Origin of the sequence: Spongiactinospora rosea (genome assembly GCF_003315795.1) — a bacterium.
GTDB classification, from domain to species: Bacteria; Actinomycetota; Actinomycetes; order Streptosporangiales; family Streptosporangiaceae; genus Spongiactinospora; species Spongiactinospora rosea.
The window spans coordinates 216798-239606 of the sequence record NZ_QMEY01000011.1 but is presented as its reverse complement, the minus strand read 5'-3'; the positions used below and the strand labels follow the sequence as shown (position 1 = coordinate 239606).

The window sequence follows — 22809 nt, the reverse complement described above, 5'->3', positions numbered from 1 at the left end:
AGCCTAGTCAGCTTGGGGGTGTGAACGACACCTATATCACCAGATATTCGTGGTTTTCTGCTGTGTTCATCTGACCACGGAATCGTGGACGCCGATAGGATCCCGCGGGTTTTCCTCCGGCCGGTCGGCGGGCGGTGTGTCCACTTGAGGATCCTCGGGGTCCTGGGGTCCCTCGGTCGGCTCCTCCGTCGGCTCGGGCGGGCACGCCTCGGTCGTGCCGGAGGCGCCGGCCTGGCCGTTCGCCGCGCCGGGCGTGGTGGCCGCGGCCACCCGCCAGGCCGTACCGCAGGGTACGCGGCCCAGCGCCACGGACACCGAGCGGGTGTAGGACTCGGCCCCGGACAGCCGCAGCGTGCGGACCGCGCTGCGCTCGCCCGCGGTGAAGGTCACCTTCAGGGTGACCTGCCCTTGGCCCGCGGTCCGTACGGCCACGGTCGCCGTCGCGTCGCCCTTCGCCCCCACCGACGCGCGCTGCACGCTCACCGACTCGACGGCGGGCGGGCAGGTCACCGGCACCTGGGCGGTCGCGGTGCGCTCGCCCGCGGCGACCCGGACCTCCACCGTGGTGCCGCAGGGCGGTTCGGTGAACGTGTGGGTGATCCGCCGCTGGTAGGAGGTGTCGCCGGTGAGCGTCGCCGTCCGGCCGGCCACCGTACGGCCCGCGGACACGACGTCTGTGCGCAGCGTCACCGGTGACTCGCTGTCGGCGGTCAGCGTCACCTCGGCCCGCAGGTCGCCGCCCGCCATCCGCGCGGTGACCTGGAGATCGGTGACCTTCGCCGCCGTTGTCGGCGTGGGCGTCGGGGTGGGGGTGCCGGACGGGTCCGTCGGCCCCGTCGTGGCGTCGCCCGGGGAGGCCGACGGGTCGCTCGCGACCGGCGTCTCGCTCGTGTCCTCGTAACCGCCCGGATCGCCTGACACGGGGTCCTCGCCCGGTTGTGGCGCCGGCGGGTCTTCGGACCCGGTGGTCTCGGCGGGCGGCGAGACGAGCCCCGCGGGGCCGGGCCTGCCCGCCGTCTCGGACGGCGCGGCGGCCACCACGCCGATCCGCTGCGCCGCGGGCTCGGCGGCGAGCACGTAACCGGCCACCCCCGCCGCGATGGCCACCGCCGCGACGCCCGCGGTCAGGCGCGCGGCGTTGCGGCGCGCGCTGTCCCGTACGCCGTGGAGCACCGTGCGGAAGAGGGTGCTGCCACCGGAGGGCGGACCCTGCTCCCGGCCGGGGAACAGCGACACCAGCAGCAGCGCCAGCTCGGCCAGCCGGCGGCGGCCACGGTCCTCCCAGTCGTCGCCGTAGGCGGCGCGGGCGATCCGTTCCAGCTCGACCACGAGGTGCAGCGCGCCCGCCGGGCGCGCGGCGGGGTCCTTGGCCATCCCCGTGGCCAGCAGGCCGCGGACCGGCTCCGGCACCTCCGCCAGCGGGACCGGCTCGTGCTCGTGCTGGTAGCGCAGCACGTCCGGGGTGGTCGCCCGGAACGGCCGGTGCCCGGTCAGGCACTCGTAGAAGACCGCCGTGGCGGCGTAGACGTCGGAGGCGGGCGTGCCCGGCGCGCCCGCCCACTGCTCGGGGGCCATGTACGGCGGCGTGCCCGCCGCGCCCTCCCCGCCGCCCGCGCGCACGGCGATGCCGAAGTCGACCAGCTTGCTCGCGCCCTCGCCGGTGACGACGATGTTCTCCGGCTTGTAGTCGCGGTGGACCACCCCGAGCGCGTGGGCGGCGGCCAGCCCAAGCAGCGAGCCCTTCAGCACGGCCAGCGCCGCCTCGGGCCCGGTGGCGCCGTTCTCGCGCAGGATGGCCCGCAGCGAGACGCCGTCCACCAGCTCCATCACGATGGCCGCGCCGCCGGGGTTCTGCACGTATTCGTACAGCCGGGCGATGTTCGGCTCTCCGTGCAGCCCGAACAGCAGCCGGGCCTCATCTTGGAACCGGTCGAGAAAGCCGGGCTCGCCGCGCAGATGCCCGGCGAGGTACTTGATCGCGACGTGTGTGCCGGTCTCCTCGTGGACGGCGAGCACGACCCTGCCGCCGCCGCCCGCGCCCAGCTCACGGACCTCCCGGTAGCCGGGCACGCCCCAGCCGCCGTCTGCCGCCATGACCGGCCTCCAGTCGCAGTGGTAACGGGGGGTTCCGCAGCAGGAGACGCCCGAGCCGGCCCGTCGGTTTACCGGATTTCAGGGATTTTACGGCAAAGATCCCAGCGGCGACCGATTCGCGATGTGCGCGGGGACCTGGAGCCGTTCCGACAGCTCCGGATCGGGCTCCGGCTCGCCCCAGAACGTGCGCAGCGGCAGCACGCCCGCCCAGATCGGCAGCGCGTAGTCCTCCAGCTCGTCGCCGGGCGGTCCCTGCCTGGCCTTCACCGACGCCTCGTCCAGCGACAGCGCCAGCACCTCGGTGGCGGCCAGCTCCTTGCGGGACGGCGGGCGCACGGCGTCCCACTGGCCGGGGGCGAGCCGTTCGGACAGCGCGCGCAGCCCGGCCAGCCGCTCGTCCGGGTCGGTGACCTGGCGGGCCCTGCCGTAGATCATGGCCGAGCGGTAGTTCACCGAGTGGTGGAAGATCGAGCGGGCCAGCACGATGCCGTCCAGGTGGGTCACGGTGACACAGACGTCGTTGTCCAGCGCCTCGCGCAGCGACCGCGCCCCGGTGGAACCATGCAGGTAGAGCGTGTCGCCGATCCGGCCGTAGCCGGTGGGCACGACCATCGGCGACCCGTCCACGACCACGCCGAGATGACAGAGGACTCCGGAGTCGAGGATGGCGTAGAGGTCGTCGCGCGCGCTCCTGCCGCGCTCCTTGGAGCGGTGCAGAGTGGTGCGCGCCGTGGGCGAGAGCGATGCGGGCATATCTGCACTGTGCCGGAGAAGTGGACTGGAAGAATACAACCACTATGGGGGAAATATCAGTGACCACTTCCCGCCGTACGGCGGGTGATGAGCAGGTCCGCCGGATGGCGGGTGATGAGCAGGTCCGCCGTACGGCGGGTGATGAGCAGGTCCGCCGTACGGCGGGTGATGAGCAGGTCCGCCGTACGGCGGGTGATGAGCAGGTCCGCCGTGCGACGCGCTATGAGCAGGCCCGTCGCACGGCGGAGCTGCCGCTGGTCCTCGCCCGGGGGTCGGGGGTGTCCCTGGCGGTCCAGCTCGGCGACCAGCTGCGCGCGGCGATGCGGGCGCGGGTGCTGCCCGCCGGGGAGCGCCTGCCGTCCACCCGCGGCCTGGCGAGCCGCCTCGGCGTCAGCCGGACCGTGGTGACGGAGGCGTACCAGCAGCTCTACGCCGAGGGCTGGCTGGAAGGGCGGCACGGGTCCGGCACCTACGTCGCCGACCTGCCCGACGTGGCCGCGCCACCGCCGCTCGCCCCGGACCGCCCCGGGCCGACCGGCACGGCCGCCGCCCATGACTACCACGAGGCCGCCGACGGCGTCATCGACCTGCGTCCGGGCACCTCGTGGGTACGCGACTTCGACCACGCGGCCTGGCGGCGGGCCTGGCGCAGGGCGGCCGAGGTCCCGCTGTCCTCGCGGCCCGACCCGTACGGCCTGCCCCGCCTGCGCGACGCCCTCGCCGTCCACCTGCGCAGGTCCAGGGCGGTACCGGTGGACCCGGCCGACATCATGATCACCAGGGGCACCGGCAACGGCCTGGACCTGGTCGCCGCCACCCTGCTGCGCCCCGGCGACCGCGTCGGCGTGGAGGAGCCCGGCTACGCCAAGGCCCGCACGATCTTCGCCGCCCGCGGCGCGGAGATCGTGCCCTGCCCGGTGGACGAGGAGGGGCTGATCGTCGATGACCTGCCCGCCGACCTGCGGCTCGTCTACACCACCCCGGCCCACCAGTTCCCCTGCGGCGGGCGGCTGCCGATCTCGCGCAGGGAGCGGCTGCTGCACTGGGCCCGCCGCACCGGGGCGGTGGTGGTCGAGGACGACTACGACGCCGAGTTCCGCTACGACGCGGCCCCGCTGCCCGCCCTGTACGGCCTGGACCCCGGCTCGGTGGTGCTGCTCGGCACGATGTCCAAGACGCTGGCCTCCGACGTGGGCGTGGGCTGGCTGATGGCCTCGCCCGCGCTGCTGCGCGCGGTGGCCGAGACCCGCGCGCGGCTGTCGGACCGCACGCCGGGGCCGGTCCAGGCGGCGGTGGCGGTGCTCGTCGAACGCGGCGACCTCGACCGCCACCTGCGGCGGATGCGGCTGGAGTACGCCAGGCGGCGGGCGGCCATCGTGACCGCCCTCGGCCCGCTGGTCCGCGGCGACACGGCGGGCCTGCACGTCATGGTGGCACTGCCCGGCCACGCCGTGGACCAGGTCACCGAGGGGGCGGCCAGGCGCGGCGTGCTCGTGGACACCACCGGCCGCCACCACCACGGGCCGGTCCGCGTACACGGCCTGGTCATCGGCTACGGCTCGGCGTCGCTGCCCGACGTCAGGAAGGGCTGCGCGGTGATCGCCTCCCTCATCCCGGCTTACGCCGCCCCGGCATCAGCAGCGCACCGAGCGCGGCCACCGTGGTGATCCCCGCGAGCGTCATCACCGCGCGCGGCATCGTGAACGCGCCGGTCATGTAGTAGCCCGCGGTGACCAGCATGCCGAGCGCGACGCTCACCGCCACGGTCAGCGCCACGCTCTCCATCGCGTCGCCGCTGTGGTCACGCGGGCCGAGCAGCGGGCGTACCAGCGCCAGCACCGCCGCCCCCGGGCACACCAGCAGGAACAGCACGGTCACCGCCACGCGCGGCGCCGAACCCGCCGCCAGCCCGGTGGCCATCAGGGCGAGCCACCCTGACGCCGCGAGCAGCAGCAGCGGCCAGCGGGCGGGCCTGATCGCCTTCATCGCTTCCCCGCCTTCGTCTGCGGCAGCAGTTCGTAGACCACGCCGCCGTCGTTGCCGAGCACCTGACGGAACCGGCCGGACCCCGAGATCTCCCGGACCAGCCTGTCGATCGTCCCCTTGGGGAAGATCCCGGCGGTCTCGGTCGCGGGCCGCTGCGCGCGGTTCAGCACCAGGTACGCCTTCGCGCCCGGCGGGACCTCACCCATCAGGTCGATCAGCGCCGGCCTCGGATCCTTCACGAACTCCGGCAGCGTCGGCACATGAGGGGGCAGGTCCGGTACGGCGGCGCGCGACGGCGGCAGCTCGTCCAGCCAGACGTGGTCGAAGCGCTCGTACTGGTCGTAGGCCGCGGGCAGGAAGAAGGTCGGCGCCACGATCAGCGAATGCTCGGGCGCGATCCGGTGGAGCGCCCTGACCAGGTGCACCTCGTCGGTGGTGAAGTAGTTGGACTGCTCCTTGCCGTAGTTCCCGAAGAAGAACCCGGTGACCATCAGCAGCAGCACGACGGGGAGGACCAGCACCCGCACCCACGTCCTGCGGGCGGGCAGGAACTGCGCGGCGGCCAGCAGCGCGGTCAGCGGCAGCGCGAACAGGTAGACCCGGAAGATGATCTCGCCGCCATAGCTGCCCCCGGCCAGGAACGCCAGCGGCGCGATGCCGATCATCAGCAGCGGCAGGCCGGGACGGCGCAGCCAGCGGCGCCGTACGAACGCCCCGCACAGCGCCAGCCCCCACAGGCCGACCGACAGCGCGCGGTCGGCGTAGGCCACGATCACCTGGCCGGGCGAGGCCGTGCCCAGCGCGATCAGCCCGGAGGAGAGGTTGCCGCCCGCGTCGCCCAGCGACGCCATGATGTCGCTGAACCGGCTCTCCAGCACCTGCCAGGCGACCACGACGTCCCACGCGCCGACCGCCACGGCGGTGACCAGGAGCAGCCCGAGGTTCCTGTACCGCCTCAGCACGAACAGCGCGGCCAGCGCGCCGACCAGCATCAGCGGCGTGAGCTGGTGGGCCGAGGTGATCGCCACGATCGGGATCAGCAGCAGCGTGGCCCAGATCAGCCGGTGGCGGAACGAGGTGATCGGCGGCGGCTCGGCGGCCAGCCCGTCGGGGTCGGTGCCCGCCCTGATCGGGCCGCGCCGGAACCTGCGCACCATCACCGCCAGGATGGTGAGGTACATGACCAGTGTGGTGGCCTGCGGCGAGAAGTAGTCCTGGCCGACCCACGAGCAGGAGAAGAAGACCCAGACCCCGCCCCACACGAGCTGGCGGTTGCGGGTCACCGTGCGGAACAGCAGCAGCAGCGGCAGCAGAGTCGCGGTGTTGAAGGCCAGCGGCCCCCAGCTCGCGATGGTCAGCGCGTCGCCGAGGCCCGCCATCTGGGTCATCGTGGCGAAGAAGGAGAAGAAGCCCGGCCACTGGTGGTAGGCCGACAGCGGCCCCTGGTCGGGGTCGGTGACGCCGTGCCTGATCAGGTAGTCGATGACCGAGACGTGCTTCCACGCCCAGGAGTAGCGCAGCGTCGGGTACAGCAGGGCGGGGGTGGCGTGCAGGACGGCGATCAGTATCAGCACGTAGCCCGCGTGCCACAGCTCCAGCGCGAACTTGTCGCTCAGTAACGCCACGAACCCGACGACCATGACGACGATCGCGGCCCAGAACGTCGCGGGCATGACCGTGATCAGGCCGAGGTCGGTCATCGCGTCCAGGTCCACCGAACGCAGCGACAGGCCCCAGAGGACGGTGGCCACCGGCAGTGCCGTGCGGGCGACGAACCAGGTCAGGGTGCTCGTCCGGCGGATCTCGTCGGTCCGGGTGGACTGCAACCGGCCGTTCAGGTAGCCGACGGTGGTGGCGACCAGCGCGAGCAGCATCGCGGCCAGCGCGCGCCACGCCTTGACGTCGCGGGGGCCGGTCGCGGTCAGCATGCGGAACACCGCGCGGGGCAGACCGGCCCGGATGGGGGCCAAATGCGCGCCGAGCGCCGCCCGGCCCTGGGCGCGCTGCGGTACGGCGGCCAGCGACTTGCCCTCGGCCGCGCATCTGGACACCAGGTGGCCGATGCCGCCGCGCCGGGCGTCCAGGCAGACCCGCAGCGTCGCCGACGGCTGCTGCACCAGCTTGGCGCCGGGGGCGAGGTCGCGCAGCCGCAGCCAGAGTTCGGTCTTGGCGCCCGCGGGGGGTTCGGTGAGGATGCCGCCCGCCTGGTGGTCCAGGTCTTCGGGGAAGCCGCCGGCCGCGAACAGGGTCTCGCGGCGCAGGGACAGGCCGGCGCCGTACAGGTCGTCGATCGGGCCGCCGTCGTCGGGCGCTCCGGTGCAGGGCGCGCCGACCACCCAGGCCAGCTCGTTCGGGAACCAGTTCGGGCGGCCCGCCTCCCAGCGGATCGCCAACCGGCTGCGCACCGCGACGACCTCGGGGTCGGCGTACGCCTCCAGCAGGCGTTCGGTCCAGTCGGGGTCGGGGGCGGTCTCGTCGTCCAGGAAGGCCACGACGTCGCCACGCGCGGCGGCCAGCGCCCGGTTCCGCGCGGCGGCACTGCCCCGGGTGCCCTCGTGCGCGAGTACCGTCACACCGTCGAACTCGGTGGCGGACCACGCGGCCAGCTCCACATTGTGGTCGATGACGAGGATCACCTCATCGGGGCGCACCCGCTGCCCCTCGATCGCCGCCATCGTCTCCTTCAGCCGCTCCCACCCCTCCTTCGCCCCACCCACCACGACCACCGTCAACGTCGCCACCCCGACCCCGGCCCCCGCCTGATCCCCCACCGTCGCTGCGGCACTGGCGTCGGCCTGGGGCTCGCCGTCCGCCGTGTCCACCGTCGCGGCGGCTTCGGTGTCCGGCTGGGAGCTGTTGTCGGTCGTGTCGACGGTCGCGGTGGCTTCGGTGTCCGGCTGGGGGCTGCCGTCCGTCGCGTCCACGGGCGTGGCGGTGTCGTTGTCCTGCTGGTGGTCGTGGTCTGTCGTGTCCGCTGGAGGTGCAGTACTGGTGTTGGGCTGAGGGTCGCCGTCCGGTGTGTCCGCCGTCGTGGTGGCTTCGGTGTCCGGTTGGGGGCTGCGGCCCGTCGTGTCTACCGGCGTGGCGGTGTCGTTGTCCTGCTGGTGGTCGTGGTCTGTCGTGTCCGCTGGAGGTGTGGCACTGGTGTTGGGCTGAGGGTCGCCGTCCGGTGTGTCCGCCGTTGCGGTGGCTTCGGTGTCCGGCTGGGGGGTGCCGTCCGTCGGGTCCACCGGCGTGGCGGACTTGTCTGGGGAGCTCTTGGCGGGCTTCCCGGTGCCCGGCTGCGCGGTGGCGGCTTCGCCCTCCGCGCGCTCGCCCCTGCCGGTCGCGGGTTCGGCGGTGGCCTGGTCGTCGGCCGCCGTGGTTTCACCGGTCTCGGTGTCGGGGGTGATCGCCTTGAAGGCGGTGGTCCCGCGGTCGGTTTCCGGTTGGCCCGGGCCCACCGTGTCCGCCTTGGCTGCGGTGCTCTTGGCCGTGCCGGGGTTGGGGGCGGTGGCCTGCCCTTCGGCTTGGGGCTGCTCACTCTCCGCCGTGGTTTCGCCGGTTTCGGTGTCGGCGGTGACCGCTTTGAAGACGGCGGTGTCGCCTTCGGCCTGGGGTTGCTCTTCCTCCGCCGCGGGGGTTTCGCCGGATTGTTCGGTGGCCTCGAAGAGGCGGGCGAAGGCGCCCTTGGGGGATCGGGGGGAGGACGGGCGGTCGGCGAAGGCGCCCAGGGGTCTGGCGGAGGGGTCGTCGGGGGGTGTCGAGGGCTCGTCCTTGGACAGGGCGGCCACCTCGGCGGCGCTGAAGACCACAACGGTCTTGCCGGTCTCCTTCTGCGTGGGGGGTGTGGCGGGGCCTTCCTGTCCGGTGCCCGACGTGTCGTGAACCTCGTCGGTGTTGCTGCCCTCCACGTCCGCCCTTTCTTGATCCCCCGTCCGATGCCTCTGTGTGACTGTACTCGTCTTCAGGACGCCCGCTGGGGGAGATCCTGGTTGAGGTAGGGGTCCCGGCCCGCTCCCGAGAAGGCGGGGAGCACCCCCGGGCCTTCGAGCCGGAAGTCGCAGCCCGCCGCGTCCACCGCGTTCCACTGCAGCACGGCCTTGATCCGCGGCAGCCGCTTCAGCACTTCGGGCACCTCGGTGTACCACTCACCGCGCGCCTCCGGCCGGTCCAGGTCGGTCTCCGTGCCGTACTCGCTGATGACGAACGGCTTGTCGCCGAACCCGTTGCGGACGAACCAGTCGTGCGCGGGCCTGACCGTCTCCTCGAACGACTGCCACCGGGCCTTCCGGCAGCGTGCGAAGTTGTACGGGTCGTAGCTGATCCAGTCCACGTACGCGTCACCCGGATAGAACGCCTTCCACTGCCCCCGGTACCCGAGGTACCCGGTGACCCCCCACACCCACGCCACATTGTCCACCCCGAGCGCCCGGAACCGGTCCACGATGTGCCGGTACGCCGCCACGTACTCCTTCGGGCTTCCGCTGCCCTCCCGCAGTTCCATCTCCCCGTCGAACCCGATGAGCACCGGCCTGCCGTACTCCTTGACCCGCTGCGCCTGCGGATCGATCACCGTCCCGTCCACCGAGCCCGAGGCGATGTCCCGCCACGGGATGCTCCGCCCGGAGTCCCACATCTCCGACTCCCAGCCGAGCAGCAACAGCCGGTCGCGGCCGATCTCGGGCTCGTCGCCGCGCAGCAGCCGCCCGTTCTCCGTGGTGGACATGTCGTGATAGGCGAAGACGATGTCCAGCTTTCGCCCCATACCGCCCTCCAGGGCGTTCACCGAGGCCAGCAGGCTGTCTCCGCTCGGCGGGACGTAGGCGCCGAACCAGGCGCCGCACTGGGGCCCCTTCTTGAGCGTGGGGGCCGTCGCGCAGTTTCCTTTGGGCGGGTTCGGGACCGGGCCGGTCTCCGCCCGGAGGTACAGGGCTCCGCCGCCGCCGATGAGCGCGATCAACGCGGCGAACGGAATCAGCAGACGAGCGTGCTTGCGCGGGGCGGCGGCAGGCATGGGGGCGACTCCGAGGCGTGTTCCGTTGATTTCGGTCCGAGGTCGGAGAAGTTTAAGGGTGCCCGTATAAAGATGATGTATACGGGGGGTATCTACGGCTGCACGGCCGGTACCAGCCGCCGCAGGATCGGCATCGCGCGGGCTGCCTGGAGCGGATCGACCGGCAGCACGTGCCGGATCCACCAGCGGGCGATCTCCGGAGTGGGGCCGGGCGCGGTCAGGCCGGGGCCGAAGTCGTCGTCCAGCGCCGGGGTGTACAGGCAGGTGGTGATGACCCCGCGGCGTTCCAGGGCCGCCTTGGCCGCGTCGCGGTCGTTCACCAGCAGCGGGACGCGGAACAGCGGCTGGTCGGCGAACGCCGCGACACCGGGCGCCGCCGTCGGCAGGGCGCTCAGCAGCCGCACCCCGGCCATCCGCCGCCGCCGCGCCCGCCCGCCGTCCACCAGGCGGACCCGCCGGGCCACCGCGCCGCGCAGCAGCCCGCTGTGCGCCACCCGGTAGCCGCCCGCGCCCACCGACATCCACCGGTCGAACCGGGCCAGGTCGAGATCGCCCGTGTCACGGGCCTCGGCCGCCGCCGCGGCGAGGTCGCGGACCCTGGCCTCGTCGTTCTCGTGCGCGACCTCGATCCGCAGCGCCTTCGCCGCCCGCCAGGCCGGGCCGCTGAGCCGCAGCGCGAAGACCGCGTCGCGGACCAGGGGGGCGATCACGGCGGGCAGCTCGCGGCCCACGGCGGGCGCGGCGAGCAGTTCGTCACGGGCCTTCGCCAGTCGTTCGGCGACGTCGTCGGCGACCGCGAGCAGCCCGCCGCCGCCCGCCCTGGGGTGCTTGGCCAGGCTGAACACCCCGGCCGCGCCGAACGTGCCCACATGCCGCCGCTCCCCGCCGGGACCGGTGACCTCGGTCTGGAAGGCGTGCGCGCAGTCCTCCACCAGCACCACGCCCCGGCGCTCGCACTCGGCGGCCAGACGTACGATCTCGCCGGGCACGCCGTACAGGTGGGTGGCGACGACCGCGCCGATGCCGTCCCAGTCGATCCGGCCCACGTCGATCGTGCCGTCGGCGGGGGAGACCGGGGCCATCACCGGCCGCAGGCCCGCCGCGACCGCGGCGAACATCACGGTCTCGCAGTTGATCGGGGACATCAGCACCCGCGTGCCGGGTGGCACCAGGCCGCGCAGGGCCAGGTACAGGCCGAGCCGCGCGGACGGCACGTAAAGGCAGCGGCGGCCGATCCGGCGCTCCGTCGGGCCCTCGGCGGGCCGCTCAGCAGGCCCTTCGGCAGGCGGGGTCACCGGCTCGCCACCGGTCGCCGACGCTTTCATCTCGCGGTCCCTCCACGTGCCTCGCTCCGCCCGTTGTACCCTCAGCCAGGGTAGATCCCCCGCGCCGCGGCATGTCGCCGGACACCCCCTGGGACGGCGCTCGGCGGGATCCCGCCAGATTTCGATGCGCAGAGAGTTGTTGGTGCTCCATGGGACAGTCCACCGCCTGGCCGGAGATCGGGGTCGTCGTCTGCACGCGGGGCGACCGCCCAGAGATGATCAGGGAGGCGATCGACGCGATCACCGGGCAGGACTACCCCGGCACGGTCACCACGATGATCGTCTTCGACGGGTCGGAGCCGGACGCGGCCATGGCCTCCGACGACCCGCGCCGGCCGGTCAGGCTCACCACCAACACCCGCACCCGCGGCCTGCCCGGCGCGCGCAACAGCGGCGTGCTCGCGCTCGGCGACGCCGTGGAGTGGGTCGCGTTCTGTGACGATGATGACACCTGGCTGCCCACGAAGCTGACCGCCCAGGTCCAGGCCGTACGCGAGCACCCCGACGCCACGTTCTGCACCTGCGGCTCCCAGATCGTGCACGCCGACTGGACCCGCCACATCCGCCTGGACAAGCCGCGCGTGCCGTTCGCCGACCTGCTGGACGGCAGGCAGCCCGCCATGCACCCCTCCGGCTTCATGGCCCGCCGCGACGCGCTGACCGGGGACGCGATCGGCCTGTTCTCCGAGGTGATCCCCAAGGGCTACGGCGAGGACTACGAGATGCTGCTGCGCGCCGCGCGCAGCGCGCCGATCGTGCACGTCTCCGAGCCGCACCTGCGGGTGCGGATGCACGCCCAGTCCCACTTCGCGGGCCGCTGGGACGTGATCGCCGAGGCCCTGCTGTGGCTGCTGGAGCGCTACCCGGAGATCCGCAGGTCGCGCCGCGGCTTCGCGCGGCTGGCCGGGCAGGTCGCGTTCACCCGCGTGGCGGTGGCCCGCAGGGGCGAGGCGCTGCGCTGGGCGCTACGCGCTTTTCTGACCGACCCCCGGGAGGTCCGGTCCTACGGCGTCGCCGTCGTCGCCCTCTTCCGGCTGAACCCCGCCTGGGTCGTCCGGACGATGGAGGCGCGCGGGCTCGGCGCGCCCTGACCGGCCCCCGGCCGGACCGGCCGGGAAGACCGCGTACGCGGCCAGCAGCGCCGCGAACGGCGCGGCCGGGGCCAGCACCGACGCCAGCGGGATCTCCACGGCCCCGGTCGCCGCGGGGACGGCCAGCGGCAGGCACGCCAGGGCCAGCACGCACGCCGTACGGTCGGACAGGCCGTGCCGGACCCTGCGCAGCACCCCGGCCAGGCAGACCGCCGCCACGGCGGCGGTGGCCCACAGCAGCGGCGTGGGGGCCGGTACGCCCCCGCCCGGCGGCAGGGCGGCCGGTACGCCCGCCAGCAGCGCGGCCAGCGCCCCCAGCGCGACCGGCCAGCCGCCGGGCCACCCCCCGGCGAGCCTGCGCGCCGCCACCAGGCCGAGCGCGGCCGTCAGCATGAGCGCGGCCCCCAGCGGGTGCAGTGCCGCCGCGGCCAGGGCGAGCCCGATCAGCAGTACGGTGACCGCCACCCGGTCGGCCCGGCTGGCGGTGGAGCGCAGCTCGCCGGGCACCAGCCAGGGGCCCGCCCCGCCCGTGCGCCGGAACGGCTCGATCAGCTCGGACGCCGGCACGGCGACCAGCCAGCGGGTCGCCACCGCCGCCCAGACCACCCAGGCGAGCAGCAGCAGGTGCAGCGCGGGCGAGGCCGGGGCCAGCGCCCAGTGCGCCGCCACGAACAGCACCAGGGCCAGCGACTCGGCCCCTGGCCCCGCGCCGAGCCTGCGGAACAGCATTGACAGCGGCGGCAGGCAGACCAGCGCGACGGCGAGCGGCAGCCAGGGGTGCAACGCGGCGGCGTCCGGCAGGCCGAGCGTCCCGGCCGCCATGTCCAGCGCCGCCGCCGACCCGATGCCGCCGAGGGCGGGCCCGCCCAGGACCAGGTGCAGCGCCACCGCCAGCGCGGGCGCGGGGAGCCAGCGCAGCGCGAAGGCGAGCGCGGCGGAGCGCTCCCCCTGCCGCCCGATGATCTTGCGCAGGCCGGGCAGCACGGCCAGCGCCACCAGGGTCTGGCCGCCGAGGATGGCCATCCCGACGCCGGTGATCCCGTACTTCGGCAGCAGCACCTGCGTGCCGCCGATGGCCAGCGTCGCCATGGTCGCCTGGACGACCACGATCGTCCGCGCCCGGCGCTGCGCCCGCAGCGCGCCCAGGTACAGCTCGACGATCGCCCGGGGCAGCGCGGCCAGCGCGATCAGCCGCATCAGCGTGGTGGCGTGCTCGGCGTAGCCGCCGCCGTAGAGCATCAGCGCGACCGGGGCGAACACCGCCGCCCCGAGCACCAGCGGCGTCAGGATGACGAACGTGCGGCGCAGCGCCCGGCGGCAGTTGTCGCCCAGCTTGGCCGCGTCGAACGCGCCCTCCACGGTCAGCGAGGAGGCCATCGTGTAGCTCAGCATCTCCAGCATCGCGCCGAGCGTGATGGTCAGCCCGTAGTAGGCGTTCATCTCCTGGGTGACCTGTGCGGCCACGAGTACCGGCAGCCCGTAGTTCAGCAGCAGCGTGAAGATCGACCCGGTGTAGTCCCCGGCCAGGAAACGCCCGATCTGGCGGACCGTGAGGTTCTTGCCGACGCCGGTCCGCTTGGCGTGTTCGGGCACCAGCCTGCGGAAGATCAGGACGTTCACCCACACCGCGACCGCGAGCCCCGGCGCGATCCAGGCCAGGAACACCGCCCAGGAGGCCGCCGCGCCGCCGGACCGCAGCACCACCGCCGCGCCGACCAGCACGCCGAACCGGACGATCCAGAACACCAGGTTCGCGATCGGGACCAGCGGGGCCCTGCGCAGGGCGGTCAGCACGACGTCCTGGAGCGTGCAGACGCTCCAGACGATCACCATGGCGGTGAACACCACGCCCGCGCCGAACCCGGACAGCAGGCCGTACGTCGGGCCCCAGATGTCCAGGGTGAGTAAGAAGATCAGGCAGCCGACCACCGCGAGGCCCGCGCCGACCGCGTACACGAGCAGGATGAACTGCCCGCTGCGCCGCCCGGTCTGCGGGATGAAGCGGGTCAGCGTGCCGACGAACCCGAACGACGTGATCGCCGCCAGCAGTCGCATCGCGGCCAGGATGGCCAGCGCGACGCCGACGTCCCGCTCGTCGAAGACCCGGGCGGTCACCGCCCAGTAGGCCAGGCCGATGAGCGCGCCCGCGCCCGCGTTGAGCATCAGGGCGTACGCGCTGCGCAGCAGCGGATCGGAAAGGTCGGACGGCAGGCGGTCGCGCAGCCGCGACCACGGCCCCCCGGCGCGGGTCGCCTGCCCCCCGGCCAGACCCCCGCGCTCACTCACCGTGCGCTACCTGCCGCACCTGCCGCACCGCGTATCGTGTCCTCCTCACCACCGCGTATCCCTTCGTCAGCAGACGTTCCCTCAGGTAGATCAGGGGAACCGCGTTGTCCTCCACGGCGTTGCGGAACCGGGCCAGGCCGGTGTTCCGGCTCACCGTCAGCCGGGGCATCGCCAGTACGTCGTGCCGCTCGGTGGCCATCGCGTTGCCCACCGCGCACGCCGCCAGGTATCCCGCCGCACGCGTCTCCCGGCGCACCCGCGCGCTGGAGTAGCCGAACGGGTAGGCCATCGTGGTGACCGGGCGCCCGAGCCGGTCCTCCAGCAGCGCCTTGTTGCGCCGCAGTTCCTCCCGCAGCGCCGGGCCGGGCAACTGGTCGAGCTGCGGATGGCTGTGGCTGTGCCCGCCGATCTCGATGCCGCTGTCGGCGGCCTCCCTGACCTGGGCCCAGCTCAGCATGGCGTCCAGCGGGCGGCCCGCGGCGTCGGGCCCGGCGTCGCGCAGCCATCCGCTGGTCAGGAACACCGTCGCGGGCACGCCGAGCCTGGTCAGGATCGGCAGCGCCTCGCGGTGGAAGTCGGCGTAGCCGTCGTCGAAGGTGATCACGACGGGCCGGGCGGGCGGCTCGCGGCGCTCTCTTCGCAGGGCCGCCAGCTCGCCGAGGGTGATCGGGGTGAAGCCGCGGTCCTTGAGGTGGCCGAGCTGGTCGGCGAAGTCGCCCGGCCGTACCGCCAGCGGGCGTGTCTCCGGCGTCGGCGCGTCGGTGATCGAGTGGTACATCAGGATCGGCACTCGCGTCACGACGCGCCGCCGCGCAGCTTCAGGCGTACCGTGCCCACCACGTAACCCCAGGTCGTCCAGGCGAGACCGACGACGATCGCGCCCGCCCGGCCCAGCCCCGCGAGGTCGCCGCGCAGGGCCGCGCCGAGGCCGCGCAGCACGCCGAGCGGGAGGGTCCTGGTCGCGTACGAGCGTTCGCTGGACAACCCGTCACCGGCCCCGACGCTGGCCGCCACCAGTGCCTTGGACAGGCCCTCCGCGTAGCACCGCGTCCGCAGGTAGGCGAACCGGGACCGCTGCGCGGAGACCTTGTGGCCGATCACCGCGGCGGGCTCGTACCAGATCACCGCGTCCGGGCTGCGCTGCGTCAGCCGGATGCAGAACTCCGTCTCCTCGCAGCCCAGCGGGCGGCTCTTGCGCCCCTGGACGCTGCGCCCGATGCCGGAACGGAACCCTCCGGCACCGGTCACCGCGTCCCTGCGGAAGGCGGCGTTGCCGCCCATCACGTTGCGCACCCGGGCCCGGCGGGCGGGCATCCCGGTGTAGGAGCACCCGACCGTCCAGTCGAACTCGTGCGGGAACCACCGCGGTCGCCGCCCGGTCGCCCACAGCGGCGACGTGCGCCCGCCCACGCCGACCGTGCCCGGCTGCTGGAAGCCCTCCTCCAACGCCTCCAGCCAGCCGGGGTCCGCGACGGCGTCATCGTCGAGGTAGGCGACGATGTCGCCGGTCGCGATCTCGGCGCCGGTGTTCTTGCCGCCCGAGAGCCCCTGGTCGTGCGCGTTGGCCACGACGATCGCGTCCGGATACTCGTGCTTCAGCTTGAGCCGTAAATCCGGATTGTGGTCCACCACCAGGATCAGCTCGTGCGGAGCCCGCCGCTGGGCGCGGACGGACTCGACCGCCTCACGGATGTCGTCCCATCGCTCCTCCGTGTACACGCAGATGACGACACTGGTCTTCATTGGGGTTACGCGGCGCCCTGGTCGGCGGCGCGGGTGGTGGCGGGCTCGGCGGGAACGGGCAGCGGCCGGCGGCGCCACTCGCGCAGGATGGTGCGCAGCACGCGGATGCCGTCCCTGGTGACCCTCAGGTTGCTCGTGCCGTGCAGGCGCACCCGCTCGTGGCTCGGCACCTCCACGACCCGCAGCCCGGCCCGGTGGGCGCGGATGTTCATCAGCGTCTCCACCTCGAAGCCGTCGCAGTCCACGGCGAGGACGTCGAGGTGACGGGCCCAGAACGCGTTGTAGCCGTAGCACAGATCGCTGAAGCGGGCCCGGTACAGCACGTTGACCAGCCAGGTGAGCGCCTTGTTGCCGAGGTGCCTGCCGTGGGTGAGGTCGTCGCTGCCGCCGCCGTTGAGGTTGCGCGACCCCTTGACGAAGTCGGCCCCGGTCACGAGCGCCCCGACGAAACGGACGATCTCCCGGCCGTCGGTGGAGCCGTCGGCGTCGATCATCACGATGATGTCGCCCGTGCAGGCGGCGAAGCCCGCGGCCAGGGCGTCGCCCTTGCCCTTGCCCCGCTGGGTGACGATCCGGATGTCGGGCCGCAGCCGCCGGGCGACGGCGACCGTCTCGTCCGCGGAGTTGCCGTCCACCAGGACGACCTCGTTGATCCACTTCGGAAGCGTGGCGAACACGTGCGGGAGGTTCTCCGCCTCGTTCAGTGCGGGTACCACCACGCTCACGGTGGGAGTGATCGCGATGTGCGGTGTCACCGGAGTGAAACGCTCCAGCGGCGGAGGCGACCGCAGCGGCGTCACGTGGGCATGGCCGTTGTGCTTGGTGGTATCGGGACTCATGGTGAGGGATTTCCTTCCGGGCGATCGGACGCCGGCGCAGACCGCCAGACGGACCCGGGCCTCGTTTGCGAGCCGTCCAGTGGATATGTGCGATTCCAGTTATGGAGCATCAAATGTCCTGGGGCTGCTGGTGTCTGAGGGTGCGGTGCAGTGCTGGTGCGGTGCTGGTTCGCTGCTGTGGTGCCGTGCTGTGGTGCCGTACTGCTGAGATTGTCGTGCCTGATCAGGGAGCGTTTGCGGGCTCCCTAGGGTTTCACGGGTTTTTGTGACCTCGCCGACGGCCGGCCTCCCGTGCGCAGCCGCCCCGCGGCCTTGAGCACGCGATCCGCCAGCCGGTACAGCTCCGGCCTGTCGGTCACGATGGTTCTGGCCTTGTTCAACGGAGTCCTGCCGATCCAGTGGACCATGGCCGTGGCGGACGGCCGGGCGATCCGTCCCTCCGCCACCAGCAGGACCCCGCTCTTCAACCAGTCCTTGTACTCCCGGCCGCCCTTGCCCATGTCGACCTGGTGCAGCCCGGCCCGTGCCGCGTGCTCCGCCATCAGCAGGTGATGCACGATGCCGGGGGAGTAACGCGCGTATTCGGGGTCGTAGGCGGGGAACCAGCCGACCAGCGAGGTCGCGGTACGCAGCCCGAAGTGGCCCGCCACGGGCACGTCTCCGGCGTAGAGCATGGTCAGCACCCCGGCGAAGCCGGGGGTGGCGGTGGCGTGCATCTCCTCGGTCAGCCGGACGATCCAGGGCTGGGCGAAGCGGTCCACGCGTCCGGTGCTGCGGTACTGGCCGGACTTCCACCCCAGCAGCGTGCGGAGCAGGGCGGGGTCGGCCGAGGCCCACTCCAGCCGCACGTCTCCGTGCTCGCGGCCGAGCTTGCGCTGCTTGTAGCGGACGGTCTTGTAGTTCTTCGGGGAGTTGGCGCGCACCTGCTCGGCGTAGGCGTCGAAGCCCGCTGTGAGATCCATCACGGGGGCCGGTCGTACGTCGGCCTCGTGGGGGGCGAACGTCGGCTGGCCCGCCACCATGTGGTCGAACTCCAGCACGTTGAGCCGGCAGGCCCGCAGCAGCTCACGGGCGTTGAGCTTCAACTCGGGCACCGAGATCAGGCCGTGGCAGGTGGTCAGGAACCCGCCGAGCGGCCTGCCGACGCCGAAGCCGTGCCGCTCGTAGGGGAAGAACCCGGCGATCCGCCCGCCGTCCTCGATGACCGCCACCCGGACGTAGTCGCGGAGCCGGCCCATGGCCAGGGCGAACTCCACCGACAGGAACGCGTTGTCCAGAGCCGGGTCGGCCTGCTGAAGGGCGCGCCATCGCTCGATTTCGGCCGGACCGAGGTCCGTGGGCCGGACGATCGTGATCGACATGCTCAACGTGACCCCATCCCCTCCGTGGAGCTCAGTGTGCGGCGCATCCCCGTGTCGCCTCTGTGTAGGACGCGCAGCACGTACAGGAACCCCCCGAGTGCGCCGATCGTCGCCACGGCCGCACGGGGGGACCATACGTCCCAGAGAAGCATCCCCTGCGCGAGCAGAACATTGACCCCGATGCTCGCGCCTGTACCAAAGGTTAGTGCCGAGATGCCATCGCGATCCCTCAGAAGGCCTGTTGCCGCCAAAGCGGGGACCACGAGCAGGTAAAGGGGGGTCAAGACCAGGCGCAGCGGGGTGTCGATGTCCATGATCGCGATCAGGGCGCCGGCGGCGCACGCGGGTGTCAGCACCCACGTGAGAAGTCGCCGGTACGTGCGCATCAAGGCTCCCGCAAGCTGAGTCAAGGCATGGTCGAGTGTCCTGTTCAATGGACCAACCCGTCCATGGGATCAACCCCGCCATTGACCGTCAATGGCGACGCGTTCCACCAGGACATGGTTTACCTGATCAGGCTGTCGTAGCGTAGCGTTATTCTCTACATACCCCCCGCCGATCTTACAAGAGTGAAATACCCTATCGTAGGGGGGGTTCTGGACAGACTGTGCCCTGACTTGGGGACGGCCGGAGCCGCGTTCAGTCGCTCTGCGCGACGCCTCCGTCCTGCGGCGAGGGGGCCGGCGCCGACTCCGACGGCTCGGGGCCGGGGGGCTCCGGGGTGTCCCGGGGCGGTTCGGGGGCCTCGACGTCCTGGCCGGGCCAGGAGACCGCGCACGTCCTGCTGCCGCCGTTGGACCTGATCGACACCTGGCCGTCGCCCGGCTCACCGGGGTCCTCGACGGTGATCCACACGCTCGCGCCCTTGCCCGCGGCCAGCCGGCCCCGGCGGGCCGAAAGGCCCATCTCACCGGACACCGACGCGTTCCAGGAGACCGCGGAGCCGCGGGCGGCGAGCTGGATCAGGCCCGCGCCGGAGGCGCCGAGGTCGGCGGGGCAGGAGACGGCCAGCCGGGCGCTCACCGCCGGGGGCCTGCGCGAGGCGCTGGGACTGGCCGTGGCCGGGCGCGTGGTACGGCGCGGGGCGGGTGTGGGGGCCGCCGAAGGCGTCGGCGGTTCCGCGGTCTCCTCGGGTTCTTCGGTCTCCTCTTCGAGGGGGTCGCCGGGGGCCTCGTCCGCCGCGGTGGGCTCCGCGCCGGGGGTGAACACGGAGGGGCTGGGGGCGGGCGCTGCGCGTACGCCGGCCGGTTCGGCGGTGCCGTTCACCACGACCACCGCGACCGTCGCGGCCAGCACGCACGACGCCGTGATCACCAGCGCCGTGAGGCGGCGCGGCCTGCGGCGGGAACGGCGCTCGGCGGGCAGCGGGAACCCGGCCTTGTCGAACCGCTCGGTGCGTTTCGCGATCTCCCGCCTGGTCTGCTCGCGGTCCGGGTTCGCACAGGTGTCGATCACCCGGTGGCGCAGCGACAGCGGAGGGTAGCCGATCGGCACCGCCGCAAGCAGCCGTTCGGCCGACACGTGCCGGTGGCGGAGTTCGTGGCAGATCTCACAACCGCCGATGTGCGCGGAGAGCCGCTTGCGCAGCAGCGGCGGGAGCGGGCCCTCCAGGGAGTCGACCATGGCGGACAGGTCGGGGCAGTGCGCCCGGCCGACCCTGGCCAGCACGACCGCGGCGGCGGCCAGTTCCAGCAGGTCGCGGGCCCGGCCGACCCTGGCCGCGATCTGCCGGGTGGTCAGGCCCAGCACGGCCGCGACCTCGGCGTCGCCGAGCGCGTGCCGTACGGCCAGCTCCAGGACCTCCCGGTCGCCGGGGGCCAGCTCGCCGAGCACCTCGAAGACCAGCTCGGCCAGTTCGGGGTCGTCGATCTCGTCTTCGTCGTCCTCGGGCACCGGGGCCGCCAGCGGGGGCGTGCCGGTGCGGCGGCGCGGCCGGGCGAGGCACTGGTGGCGGGTCAGCGCGTACACCCAGGCGCGCAGCCGCCGGGAATCGCCTAGCCGGTCCACCGCCTCGCACGCGGTGACCAGGGCGTTGTGCACCGCCTCGGCCGCCGCCTCCGGGTGGGGGAGGCGGGAGCAGGCGTAGTCGTAGAGGCGTTCGCCGTAGGCGTCGTAGAGATCGGCGGGCGCGTGCGCGTCCGCGCGTCGCAGCGCCTCGACCAGAAGGTGGTCATCGGCGCGACCGGTGTTGGGCCATCCGGGCACAGATCTTCCTCCCCGCAGCACGGGCACGTCCGCGGGTCTCGTCCACTGCCCGCGCCAGGGCCCCACGTCGCATTGGACGCCTACGTCCGGGGGATGGGTTGTCCTGGCGGGAAATGTACGGCCCTGGCATAGCAAGAAGGCATATTCCCTGCGGAATATCCGGCCCTATGCCGGCGCGGGCATCACCCGTCGCAGTGCGGGGCGCAAATGCGGCGCTTCATGCTTTCCACGAAGATCTTCCGCACCTGCAGCACGTCCTTGACGATGAACAGCTCGCCGCCGGTCGCGGACGCGATGGCGTCCATGCGCGCCCTGCCCTTGGGAGCGTCCGGGCCGAAGGCGATGATCAGGATGCTGACCGGCTTGGCCGGGTCGTACTGCTCCTTGAGCTTCCGCACGATCTCCTCGTCGGACAGGCCGCCGTCCGGGTCGTCGTTGCCCGCCCCGTCCGTCAGGACGAGGATCGTGTTGATCTTGTCGGCCCGGTAGTCCTCGGTCATCTGCTCGTAGGCGGCGGCGATCGTGTCGTTCAGGCCGGTGTCGCCGGTGGGCTGGGCCCGTACCTCGGCCAGCCTGCCCGCCAGCAGGTCCTTGCGCAGCACGCCGCCGACCTTCTCGGCGAGCGGGCCGACCGGCACCATCTCGCGGTAGTCGGTGCCCTGGCCGTCCAGGTGTGTGGAGAACTCCCACACGCCGATCTCGCTGTCCGGCGGGAACAGCCGTAGCCCCTCCGTGCCGATCCGCGAGATCACCCGCATCCGGTCGGCCCCCGCGCCCGGTACCTGCAGCGCCATCGTCCCCGACACGTCGAACAGCGCCAGCAGGCGGGTGCCCAGGTTGAGGCGCGACCACGACTGCGTGAGCGAGGCGGCGGCCTTGGCGTCCGGGGCGGCGAGCGCCTTCGGCGCCTTGGCCGCGAACCCGGCGTCCTCGTCCAGGGCCGCGCCGCCCTTGCCGTCCGGGGTGCGGAACCCGTGGTCGCGGATGACCTTCTGGCCCGCTGGGCCGGTCAGCTCCGCCGCGAACTTCTCGGCCGCGCCCTTCACCGCCGCGTCGGTGGCGGTGTAGACGAGCGGATAGTCCAGGCTGACGGTCCCCTCGCGCGGATACAGGGGCACGACGGGGGAGGCCGGTTTCTGCCGGGTGTTGAAGTTCCAGACGCCCTGCTCGGTGGCGACGCCGACCGGCGCTCTGCGCGATTTGACGTCCAGGCTGGCCAGCAGGGACTCCGGCGAGCCCGCCAGTGACCGGGAGAGCTGCTTGAGCGCGCCGATCAGCCGGTCCTCCTTGCCGCCCGCGCGCAGCACTCCGGCGGCGGCCAGGGCCGCGCCGAGACCGGCCGCGTTCTGGCGGGGGTCCAGGGTGACCACGCGTACCTGCTTGGCCAGGCCGTCGGGGTCGGCGACGTCGGCGGCCGCGGCCACCTGCGCCCAGCTCGGCTCGCCCAGCGTGCGCCGCAGGCCCTGGACCACGTCCTGGGAGGCGGCCAGCACGACCGGCGAACGGGCGATCGAACCCTGCGCCTCCGGCGGCTTCGCGCCGCGGGTCCGCATCAGGTCCAGCCACATGCGCGAGTCCGGGATCCACAGGTCCGCGTCGGTCCTGCCGTCCGTCGCGCCGCTCCCGGCCAGCGCGTTCGCCACGCTGGGCGCGGGCTGCGCCTGCACGGCGACCCGCACGCACCGGCCGTTCTCGGAGTGCCCGGCGGCGTTGTACTTCTGCGCGACCGCCGTCACCGCCGGGGCGATGTCCGGCGCGGCCACCACCCGTACGGCCGACTCGCCGCCCGCGCACCCCTGGCCGCCCTGGGCGCTCTTGCCGTCTTCACGGTTGACGATCACGAAGGCCGCCACGCCCAGCAGTACGGCGAGCGCGACGGAACCGGCGAGCGGGACGAGCACGCGCCCGGCGCTCGTCCGTCGGCGCGGCGGCCGGTACCCGTCTCCGCCCGCGCCGGAGTCGTCTGTGCGGTGGCGTCCGCCCACGGTGTCCTCTTCTTGATCCTTATTGAGCCGTTCGGTCGATGCGGGGGGACACCCTATCCGGAGATAGGTGGCAATGTTTCCTGGAACCCTACTTGCTGCGCTTATTGTGGCAAAACAGCGCTAAAGGTGCAGAAGGGTCGGCTCT

General features: G+C 73.0%; 15 protein-coding genes. 2 read left to right on the top strand and 13 right to left on the bottom strand.

Annotation, left to right across the window (positions count from 1 at the left end):
• Window positions 1-66: 66 nt before the first annotated feature.
• The gene (locus tag DP939_RS24860; protein ID WP_113983158.1) at window positions 67-2094 is read right to left on the bottom strand and encodes a serine/threonine-protein kinase; all 2028 of its coding nucleotides are present in this window, start codon (window positions 2092-2094) and stop codon (window positions 67-69) included.
• An 87-nt stretch (window positions 2095-2181) separates the two neighbouring features.
• Window positions 2182-2847, bottom strand: coding sequence for a pyridoxamine 5'-phosphate oxidase family protein (locus DP939_RS24855; RefSeq protein WP_113983157.1), 666 nt, complete (start codon window positions 2845-2847; stop codon window positions 2182-2184).
• A 59-nt stretch (window positions 2848-2906) separates the two neighbouring features.
• Between DP939_RS24855 and pdxR the strand changes: the two genes are divergently transcribed.
• The gene (pdxR, locus tag DP939_RS24850) at window positions 2907-4514 is read left to right on the top strand and encodes a MocR-like pyridoxine biosynthesis transcription factor PdxR (protein ID WP_225878477.1); all 1608 of its coding nucleotides are present in this window, start codon (window positions 2907-2909) and stop codon (window positions 4512-4514) included.
• Here pdxR and DP939_RS24845 read toward each other — a convergent pair.
• The 4 genes from DP939_RS24845 to DP939_RS24830 form a co-directional block, all read right to left on the bottom strand.
• Window positions 4456-4833, bottom strand: a complete 378-nt coding sequence (locus DP939_RS24845; protein WP_113983155.1) for a hypothetical protein — start codon at window positions 4831-4833, stop codon at window positions 4456-4458. The two genes, pdxR and DP939_RS24845, sit on opposite strands and share 59 nt — an antisense overlap.
• Window positions 4830-8726: a glycosyltransferase gene (locus DP939_RS24840; protein WP_113983154.1), complete on the bottom strand. Its 3897-nt coding sequence runs from the start codon at window positions 8724-8726 to the stop codon at window positions 4830-4832. Before DP939_RS24840 ends, DP939_RS24845 begins: the two co-directional genes overlap by 4 nt.
• A gap of 53 nt (window positions 8727-8779) precedes the next feature.
• Entirely contained in the window at window positions 8780-9829 is a 1050-nt protein-coding gene (locus tag DP939_RS24835) for a glycoside hydrolase family 26 protein (RefSeq protein WP_113983153.1), read from the bottom strand.
• A gap of 92 nt (window positions 9830-9921) precedes the next feature.
• Complete coding sequence (locus tag DP939_RS24830; RefSeq protein WP_113983152.1) at window positions 9922-11154, bottom strand: DegT/DnrJ/EryC1/StrS family aminotransferase; 1233 nt, start codon at window positions 11152-11154, stop codon at window positions 9922-9924.
• Window positions 11155-11303: 149 nt separating this feature from the next.
• On the opposite strand from DP939_RS24830, the gene DP939_RS24825 reads away from it, so the two are divergent.
• Window positions 11304-12245: a glycosyltransferase family 2 protein gene (locus DP939_RS24825; protein WP_113983151.1), complete on the top strand. Its 942-nt coding sequence runs from the start codon at window positions 11304-11306 to the stop codon at window positions 12243-12245.
• A 2278-nt stretch (window positions 12246-14523) separates the two neighbouring features.
• Here DP939_RS24825 and DP939_RS24820 read toward each other — a convergent pair.
• From DP939_RS24820 to DP939_RS24790, 7 genes are all read right to left on the bottom strand, one after another.
• Window positions 14524-15330 carry a polysaccharide deacetylase family protein gene (locus DP939_RS24820; protein WP_199565391.1) on the bottom strand — a complete coding sequence of 269 codons (807 nt, stop codon included), beginning with the start codon at window positions 15328-15330 and terminating at the stop codon, window positions 14524-14526.
• On the bottom strand, window positions 15327-16274 hold the full coding sequence (locus tag DP939_RS24815; RefSeq protein ID WP_113983150.1) for a glycosyltransferase family 2 protein: 948 nt from the start codon (window positions 16272-16274) through the stop codon (window positions 15327-15329). The genes DP939_RS24820 and DP939_RS24815 overlap by 4 nt, the downstream gene beginning before the upstream one ends.
• Before the next feature lie 5 nt (window positions 16275-16279).
• The gene (locus DP939_RS24810; RefSeq protein ID WP_113983149.1) at window positions 16280-17113 is read right to left on the bottom strand and encodes a glycosyltransferase family 2 protein; all 834 of its coding nucleotides are present in this window, start codon (window positions 17111-17113) and stop codon (window positions 16280-16282) included.
• Window positions 17114-17358: 245 nt separating this feature from the next.
• Window positions 17359-18474 (bottom strand): GNAT family N-acetyltransferase, encoded by a 1116-nt coding sequence (locus tag DP939_RS24805; protein WP_113983148.1) that lies wholly within the window; start codon window positions 18472-18474, stop codon window positions 17359-17361.
• Window positions 18475-18476: 2 nt separating this feature from the next.
• A complete protein-coding gene (locus tag DP939_RS24800) occupies window positions 18477-18860 on the bottom strand; it encodes a hypothetical protein (protein WP_113983214.1) in 384 nt (127 codons plus the stop codon).
• Between the two features lie 253 nt (window positions 18861-19113).
• The gene (locus DP939_RS24795) at window positions 19114-20679 is read right to left on the bottom strand and encodes an RNA polymerase sigma factor (protein ID WP_147268118.1); all 1566 of its coding nucleotides are present in this window, start codon (window positions 20677-20679) and stop codon (window positions 19114-19116) included.
• A 182-nt stretch (window positions 20680-20861) separates the two neighbouring features.
• Window positions 20862-22664: a substrate-binding and VWA domain-containing protein gene (locus DP939_RS24790; RefSeq protein WP_225878476.1), complete on the bottom strand. Its 1803-nt coding sequence runs from the start codon at window positions 22662-22664 to the stop codon at window positions 20862-20864.
• Window positions 22665-22809 lie beyond the last annotated feature (145 nt).

Excerpts from the sequence above, each read along its gene's own strand:
- DP939_RS24860 (WP_113983158.1), bottom strand. The coding sequence starts at position 2,094 with ATGGCGGCAGACGGCGGCTGGGGCGTGCCCGGCTACCGGGAGGTCCGT.
- DP939_RS24855 (WP_113983157.1), bottom strand. The coding sequence starts at position 2,847 with ATGCCCGCATCGCTCTCGCCCACGGCGCGCACCACTCTGCACCGCTCC.
- DP939_RS24845 (WP_113983155.1), bottom strand. The coding sequence starts at position 4,833 with ATGAAGGCGATCAGGCCCGCCCGCTGGCCGCTGCTGCTGCTCGCGGCG.
- DP939_RS24835 (WP_113983153.1), bottom strand. The coding sequence starts at position 9,829 with ATGCCTGCCGCCGCCCCGCGCAAGCACGCTCGTCTGCTGATTCCGTTC.
- DP939_RS24830 (WP_113983152.1), bottom strand. The coding sequence starts at position 11,154 with ATGAAAGCGTCGGCGACCGGTGGCGAGCCGGTGACCCCGCCTGCCGAA.
- DP939_RS24825 (WP_113983151.1), top strand. The coding sequence starts at position 11,304 with ATGGGACAGTCCACCGCCTGGCCGGAGATCGGGGTCGTCGTCTGCACG.
- DP939_RS24815 (WP_113983150.1), bottom strand. The coding sequence starts at position 16,274 with ATGAAGACCAGTGTCGTCATCTGCGTGTACACGGAGGAGCGATGGGAC.
- DP939_RS24810 (WP_113983149.1), bottom strand. The coding sequence starts at position 17,113 with ATGAGTCCCGATACCACCAAGCACAACGGCCATGCCCACGTGACGCCG.
- DP939_RS24805 (WP_113983148.1), bottom strand. The coding sequence starts at position 18,474 with ATGTCGATCACGATCGTCCGGCCCACGGACCTCGGTCCGGCCGAAATC.
- DP939_RS24800 (WP_113983214.1), bottom strand. The coding sequence starts at position 18,860 with ATGCGCACGTACCGGCGACTTCTCACGTGGGTGCTGACACCCGCGTGC.